This window comes from Nocardiopsis alborubida (assembly GCF_012396365.1).
GTDB lineage: Bacteria > Actinomycetota > Actinomycetes > Streptosporangiales > Streptosporangiaceae > Nocardiopsis > Nocardiopsis alborubida.
On sequence record NZ_JAAXPG010000003.1, the window covers coordinates 310668 to 316891 of the forward strand.

Genomic DNA, 6224 nt, shown 5'->3' on the forward strand with positions numbered 1-6224 from the left:
ACTGAAGTCGATCCCCATGGTTGATCTTTCGACGCCACCCTTCGATCGCAGGAAAAAATGTCTGTTAGAAATTCTGAAGCACTCGGTATCCTCCTTAGGGTGGCTGGTGACGCTCGAGTCTCTTGGCGCGTTGTGGAACTTGCTGGTCGCGGGGTTTCGATAGATGCGGCTAGCACTATTTGGATTTCTTCTGTGGGAAAGCAGTCTCTGGAGGGGGAGAAGCTATACGAAATCCTCGCGGAGCAGATCGAACTGGTCGGCATGCTGAGTGAAGCTTGGCAGTCATTCGATTCCGAAAAAATAACAAGCGCAGAATTTGAACGGCTTTTTGAGAGCGTTATTTCGAATTTTGAAACTTGGGTTTCAGGGTTTCTGAAATGCTAATGCTCCAGTTGTAGTTCCGGTTTGCCTTGGTATTTGGGGTTCCTGTATGCGGATAACTGTTCAGGGCTCTCGTGGGGGCTCGCGCGATTCCGGGCATCCAACACCCGCCCTCGGCCAACCGGACCAGAGCGTCGAACATGCCGATGCCATGCTTGGCCGCGGCCAACAAGCGCATCGCCGAACCGGAGGCCGAACTGGCCATCCACCGCCGGGCCAGTGAGCTGCTGGGGAAGGTGGTGCCCCCAAAAGGCGGTTCGAGGTGATCGCGGTGATGGCCACCGAGGGACATCCGGTCCAGGTCGCCGTTCGGGTGCTGGGGGTGTCGGAGTCGGGGTTCTACGCCTGGCGCGACCGCGGCCCTTCGGCCCGCTCGATCCGGCACGTGTTGCTCACGGACACCATCCGCCAGGTCCATGCCGCTTCCAGCGGCGTGTACGGGATACGGCAGGTGCACGCCGAACTCACCCTCGGACGTGGGATGCGTCTATGGCATGGGACCGTGGCGATGCTGATGTCCCGCGCGGGGCTCAAGGGAGTCACGGGTCGTCCGACGTGGCGGCGGGCGCGTCCGGACCTGGTCTCGGCCGACCTGGTGGATCGGCAGTTCAGCCGTGAGGGCCTGGACCAGTTGTGGGTCACCGATATCACCGAGCATCCCACTCGGGAGGGCAAGGTGTACTGCGCGGTGGTGCTGGATGTGTGCTCGCGGCGTGTGGCGGGGTGGGCGATCGGCTCCTCGCCCACGGCGATTTTGGTGACGAATGCGCTCGGGATGGCCATCGGCAACCGCGAGCCGAGCCCGGGGACGGTGCTCCATTCCGATGACGGGGTGCAGTTCGGATCTTGGGCCTTCACTCGGCGGGCCAAGGAGTCGGGGCTGGTGCCCTCGATGGGATCGATCGGGGACTGCTGCGACAATGCTGGTGTGTCCTGCGTTCTTCGGAGTCGGTTTTCTGGATTCTAGGGCCACGTGACTCTTGAAGGGGAACACTGTGGGGTGCCGCAGACACCTCGCCGAGTTCCGCCACAAGGTCTCGGACTTGGTTCAGGCCAGGCGCGGGGTCGCGGATGTGGCACGTCGGTCGCCGCCGATAACCTGCCAAGGAGGGCGCGCTCCGACCTTGGCGGTGTCGAGAGGCCAGGCGATCGAGGAGGGAATGGGCATGACGGATCCTGTCGATGCCGCACAGCGCGAGGCGATCCGCGTGGAGATTGTTCGGGTTCACGAGAGTGCTGTGTTCTCCGCCCAGGGCCAGTTTGAGGCCGCCAAACTCTGGCGGATGCTCCATTGGAGCCTCGGCGCGCTCACAGCGGGCTTCAGTACCACGGCAGCGGTGGTCACGTTCGCTGCGGATGTCCAGACCGTCTCGGGCGCTCTGGCGGTGACGGCGGCCATATCGGCTGCAGTGCTGACCGGTATTCGCCCGGACAATCTCGCCCAACGGGCGCAGAACAGCGGCAACGCCTACACGACGCTGCGCAATGATGCTCGACGACTGCGGGACATCGGGGTGCCGACCGATCCCGTGCCGGAACTCCGAGAGGCGCTGACCAAACTCGCCGCTCGCGCGTCCGAGCTGGATCACGCCTCGGATCCGATCCCACGCTGGGCGTACCGGCTCGCCAAGCGCAACATCGAGCGCGACGGTGGCCAGACCTTCGAGGCTGACCGAATATGACGGAGGCGACCGGGCGCTCAGCCCTGGCATCGATTATCCGGGCCATGACGCCCGATGAGGAGGCCCGGAGCACCGCCGCTGGCCACCGCGCCTCAATCGAGTCCTGGCTCGAGCAGGACCTGAAGATCATCCGCATGCGCGAGACCGGCTCATGGCACCACGGCACCGCGATAAGCGGCAGCAGCGACGTCGACTACTTCGTGACGATGCCGGGCACCAGGCCGACGGACTCATGGACTGCTCTGGAGACCGTGCGTGCGTCGCTCGCAAGGGGCCTCACCGATTGCGGGGTGCACATCGACCGCCCTTCCGTGCGCGTGACCTACTTCGACGGCGGCCCCGCTGTGGAGATCACACCGGCGTACTACAAGGCAACCGACGACTACGACATCCCAGACCCCGCAGGGACGGGATGGATCCGCAGTAACCCCGCCGTCCACCTCAACTACGTCAACCGCGCCCAGCGCGATACCGACGGCAAGGCGAAGGACTTGATCCGGCTGGTCAAGACGTGGAAAGCATGGAACTCCGTGCCGATCTCCTCGTTCTACCTCGAAATGCGCACAGCGCAGTACGCCTTGGCGAACACGATCATCATCTACGACTGGGACCTCCGCAACCTCTTCAAGGGCCTGGCCGATGGCGACCTGCGTGAGATGAACGATCCCACCAACTACGGCCGACGCATCGCGACCGGGGCACACAGCCTCGCTGACTCGATCTCGGCGAAGTACGCGATCGAGAAGGCCGCACGTCTCGCTGCGCTCGCGAAGGACGCGTCCGACGCGGGGGATCACGCCGTTGCTGTCCAGTACTACATTCGGCTCTTCAGCATGCAGCCTTAGCTCCTGTCTCGCTCCGAGTTCTTTAGAGGTTGCGGCTGTCAACGACGGCTGAAAAGTGACCCCCTCGCGGCGCCTGAAAGTTGGCCCCCTCCCTTCGCGTGTGATCTGCTAACGAGCCGTCCCGGCCGATGGCGGAACCCGATCCAGATCCCGGTCCTTCAACCGGTAGCTGTCGCCCTTGAGCGGGACCACCTCCGCATGGTGCATCAGACGGTCGATCATCGCCGCGGCCACCGTGTCATCGCCGAACACCTCGCCCCACCGCCCGAACGCCTTGTTCGACGTCACGATCAACGACGCCATGGACCTGCTGTACACCGGCCGTTTTGACGGGTTCTGCATCGTCTCCAGCGACAGCGACTTCACCCGCCTGGCCGCCAGGACCCGTGAGTCGGGGCTGACGGTCTACGGGTTCGGAGAGCACAAGACCCCCAAGCCGTTCGTCGCCGCGTGCGACAAGTTCATCCGGATCGAGAACCTGCGCACTGCCGTGGACGTCGAGCCCACAACGGTCGGAGCCGATACCGGGCCGGTCCCCACAGCCCAGTTGAAGGGTGACACCGCGCTGGTACTGCTGTTGCGCCAGGCGGTGGAGGCGTCCTCGGACGAGGACGGGTGGGCCAACCTGGCCCGGGTCGGCCACCTAATCACGAAGCAGCGCCCGGATTTCGACGCCCGCACCTACGGCTACGGCAAGCTCAGCGACCTGTTCGCAGCCACCACCCTGTTCGACCTGGAACGGCGCACCCCCGGCGGTAGTAGGGCGACCGCGGTCCTGTACGCCCTGGATAAGCGACGCCTCACCCCCGGTGCGTAGGTTCACACACTCGGGAGTGTTCAGACTCGCGGGAGACGGTACTGGTACGCGGTTGGGGTGAGGTCCGCCTCTCGGGGAGTCCAGTTCTCGTACACCAGAGGGGTTCCACCAGCGGCCTCATAGGTGTCCGAGACACCGATGCCGTGGACCACGAACAGGTCGATGTCGGGGAAGGTCTGGGCGTGGTGCTTCTCGTTAGCGGTCAGGCCAACGTTCACCGCGGACCCGGTCAGGCCTTTGACCTCGACGTGTTTGACCTCGTCGCCGCGTACGCAGAGCAGGTCGTAGGGTCGGCCCGGCCGCCCGCGCTCGAGTACCTGCCACCCCTGGCTCTGGTAATGGGCGATGGCGACCTCTTCAGCGTGAAGCTCCACCGCTTTGCGCTTGCGCGGATCCTGTTGCCGCGGGGCCCCTGCCCCGCTCAGCGCAGCAGAATCGGCCGGTGTGGGAGCGATGTGCTGCTCCGTTTGGAGCAGGGTGAGTGACGTTGAAGGCAGCACGGTGCTGTCCGCGGGGCCGATGCGAAATCCCGGTCGGCGCTGCAACGGTCCGCCGTGCAGGCCCACCTGGGGGTTCTTGGCCAGATAGTGGGCGTGGTCGAGGATGAGCTCACATTCCTGGGCTGGTGAGGGTGCGTCCAGGTGCATGAGGTGACTGACTCCGAGCTCGTCGGCTTCGTGCCAGAGCAGGTCGATGGCTTGAAGATCGAGCACCCGCAGGTGGTCCAGCCCCCAGTCCACATCGACCTTGCGCCCGTGGCTTTCCTGCCCATGGGTTGAGGCGAGTTCGCCCATCACCGCATGCAGGGCCTGGGGCCCCCACACGATGAGGCAGGAGCGGCGGAGGGTCCTGCCCCGACGCTCTTCGGTGTTGGCCAAGGGGTGGGGCTCGGGAGTGGTGTGGTGGTAGCGCAGCAGGGAGTGGACGGTGGTGGCCCAGCGGGTGAAGGTGCCCTCTCCGGGCTGGTGCCGTCCGGCGCAGCCCCAGGGATGCGGGGTGTCGTCAGGGCCGTCGTAGGCGGAGAAGGTCTTGTCAAAGAGCACCGTGCCGGCGCTGGAGGTGATGGCCAAATGGTGCAGGCGCCCGCAGCACGGCGCGGTTCGGCCAGCCAGGACCACTGCGGGCTGCTGGGAGTGGAGCACTTCTTCGGCGACGTCTAGGGCCACCGTGTCGGGGCCTCGGAACAAGCGGGGCTGTTCCTTGTCCTGTGCGGTGTGGGCACGGTCGGTGCGATACAGCGGGGTGAGGGTCCGGCCTCCCCACGGGGTGGGGTGATGGGCCATGTAGGCGTCCGGCCCGGCACCGTGATCATCGAAGAGTCCGACACGGCTCCAGCCGGCTTCGGAAAGTTCGGCGTAGGTGGCCAGATCCTCGGGGACAAAGCCGCGCGTGTAGGTCGGTGTCGCGAGCAGGAGGTGGGGGGTGGTCGTCTGCACCGGGTCAGCATAAGGGCTGCGTCCATCCGCCAAAGCTGGTGTGTCCTGCGTTTTTCGGAGTCGGATTTTGGATCCTAGGGCCACATGACTGTCTCGTGCCGGGCACCCGCCCCGGCAGCCCGCTTCCTCTCGCCACCCCGGACCCGGTACCGGCGATTCCTACGACAACGCCCTGGCCGAGGCGTTTCACTCGCTGTTCAAGGCCAAGCTGGTCCGCAACCACGGCCCGTGGAAGAACCTGGACGAAGTGGAGATCGCGGTGGCCGAGTACGTGGACTGGTTCAACCACCGCCGTCTGCACGGCGAGATCGGCCTGGTCCCGCCGACAGAGTTCGAAGACGACTTCTACCAGCGGGGTTCTGCTTCAACACAGGGCGAAGCGTTGGTTCCGAGCCTCCAATAAAACCGGCACAAGACACCCCTGGGGAACTGGTGAGGAGTCACTGTCCGGACAGCTTGTTCTTCCATCGTTGCAGCACCTTCTTGCTGAGTTGCGTGCTGGAGTGGTTGGGGCCGAGCACCCGTGTTCGGTCGTGGAGTAGAGCGGTGAGGAGTTCGATGGCTTTGGTGGTGTTGCCGGACTGGTAGGTCCACCAAGCGATCTGGTAGCGGGTGTTGAGGGTGTGGGGGTGGTCGGGGCCGAGTGCTCGTGTGCGGTCGGGCAGGAGTTCTAGGTAGGTGCCAAGGGCGGCGTGGTGGTCGCCGGTTTCGCTTTGGTAGTAGCCGATTTGGTTGCGTGTGGTGAGGGTGCCGGGGTGGTCGGGGCCGTTGACACGAACATCGTCGGGGAGGAGTTTTTGGTAGGCGTCGAGCGCGGCTTGCGGGTTTCCGGTTTTGCCCAGACATTTCGCAATGGAGAAGCGGGTTTTGAGGGTGTGGGGGTGGTCGGGGCCGAGTGCTCGTGTGCGGTCGGGTAGGAGTTGTTGGTGGGTGTTGAGGGCGGCGTGGTGGTCGCCGGTTTCGCTTTGGTAGTAGCCGATTTGGTTGCGTGTGGTGAGGGTGCCGGGGTGGTCGGGGCCGTTGACACGAACATCGTCGGGGAGGAGTTTTTGGTAGGCGTCGA

General features: G+C 64.7%; 9 protein-coding genes and 1 pseudogene. 7 read left to right on the forward strand and 3 right to left on the reverse strand.

From position 1 onward, the window contains the following. Nucleotides 1-99: 99 nt before the first annotated feature. From HGB44_RS05095 to HGB44_RS05110, 5 genes are all read left to right on the forward strand, one after another. Nucleotides 100-384: a hypothetical protein gene (locus HGB44_RS05095; RefSeq protein WP_157932769.1), complete on the forward strand. Its 285-nt coding sequence runs from the start codon at nucleotides 100-102 to the stop codon at nucleotides 382-384. A 137-nt stretch (nucleotides 385-521) separates the two neighbouring features. After that, nucleotides 522-647: a hypothetical protein gene (locus HGB44_RS32375; protein WP_267909051.1), complete on the forward strand. Its 126-nt coding sequence runs from the start codon at nucleotides 522-524 to the stop codon at nucleotides 645-647. Beyond that, nucleotides 644-1348: an IS3 family transposase gene (locus tag HGB44_RS05100; protein ID WP_061082838.1), complete on the forward strand. Its 705-nt coding sequence runs from the start codon at nucleotides 644-646 to the stop codon at nucleotides 1346-1348. Before HGB44_RS32375 ends, HGB44_RS05100 begins: the two co-directional genes overlap by 4 nt. A 199-nt stretch (nucleotides 1349-1547) precedes the next feature. Further along, on the forward strand, nucleotides 1548-2063 hold the full coding sequence (locus tag HGB44_RS05105; RefSeq protein ID WP_168443951.1) for an SLATT domain-containing protein: 516 nt from the start codon (nucleotides 1548-1550) through the stop codon (nucleotides 2061-2063). Nucleotides 2064-2107: 44 nt separating this feature from the next. Next, entirely contained in the window at nucleotides 2108-2908 is an 801-nt protein-coding gene (locus tag HGB44_RS05110) for a nucleotidyltransferase domain-containing protein (RefSeq protein WP_168443952.1), read from the forward strand. 108 nt (nucleotides 2909-3016) lie between these two features. On the opposite strand, the pseudogene HGB44_RS05115 reads toward HGB44_RS05110, so the two are convergent. After that, nucleotides 3017-3208, reverse strand: a pseudogene (locus HGB44_RS05115) (ATP-binding protein); the annotation flags it as partial. A gap of 1 nt (nucleotide 3209) precedes the next feature. Here HGB44_RS05115 and HGB44_RS05120 point away from each other — a divergent pair. Next, nucleotides 3210-3725, forward strand: coding sequence for an NYN domain-containing protein (locus tag HGB44_RS05120; RefSeq protein WP_082768573.1), 516 nt, complete (start codon nucleotides 3210-3212; stop codon nucleotides 3723-3725). A gap of 20 nt (nucleotides 3726-3745) precedes the next feature. Here HGB44_RS05120 and HGB44_RS32650 read toward each other — a convergent pair whose 3' ends face one another. Then, a complete protein-coding gene (locus HGB44_RS32650) occupies nucleotides 3746-5161 on the reverse strand; it encodes a protein NO VEIN domain-containing protein (protein ID WP_061082842.1) in 1416 nt (471 codons plus the stop codon). Between the two features lie 88 nt (nucleotides 5162-5249). On the opposite strand from HGB44_RS32650, the gene HGB44_RS32380 reads away from it, so the two are divergent. Beyond that, entirely contained in the window at nucleotides 5250-5564 is a 315-nt protein-coding gene (locus HGB44_RS32380) for an integrase core domain-containing protein (RefSeq protein ID WP_082768571.1), read from the forward strand. A 37-nt stretch (nucleotides 5565-5601) separates the two neighbouring features. Here HGB44_RS32380 and HGB44_RS05135 read toward each other — a convergent pair. Further along, nucleotides 5602-6224: tetratricopeptide repeat protein (locus HGB44_RS05135; protein ID WP_168443953.1), on the reverse strand; the 623-nt coding region annotated here is incomplete at its 5' end.

Excerpts from the sequence above, each read along its gene's own strand:
- HGB44_RS32375 (WP_267909051.1), top strand. The coding sequence starts at position 522 with ATGCCGATGCCATGCTTGGCCGCGGCCAACAAGCGCATCGCCGAACCG.
- HGB44_RS05105 (WP_168443951.1), top strand. The coding sequence starts at position 1,548 with ATGACGGATCCTGTCGATGCCGCACAGCGCGAGGCGATCCGCGTGGAG.
- HGB44_RS05110 (WP_168443952.1), top strand. The coding sequence starts at position 2,108 with ATGACGCCCGATGAGGAGGCCCGGAGCACCGCCGCTGGCCACCGCGCC.
- HGB44_RS05120 (WP_082768573.1), top strand. The coding sequence starts at position 3,210 with ATGGACCTGCTGTACACCGGCCGTTTTGACGGGTTCTGCATCGTCTCC.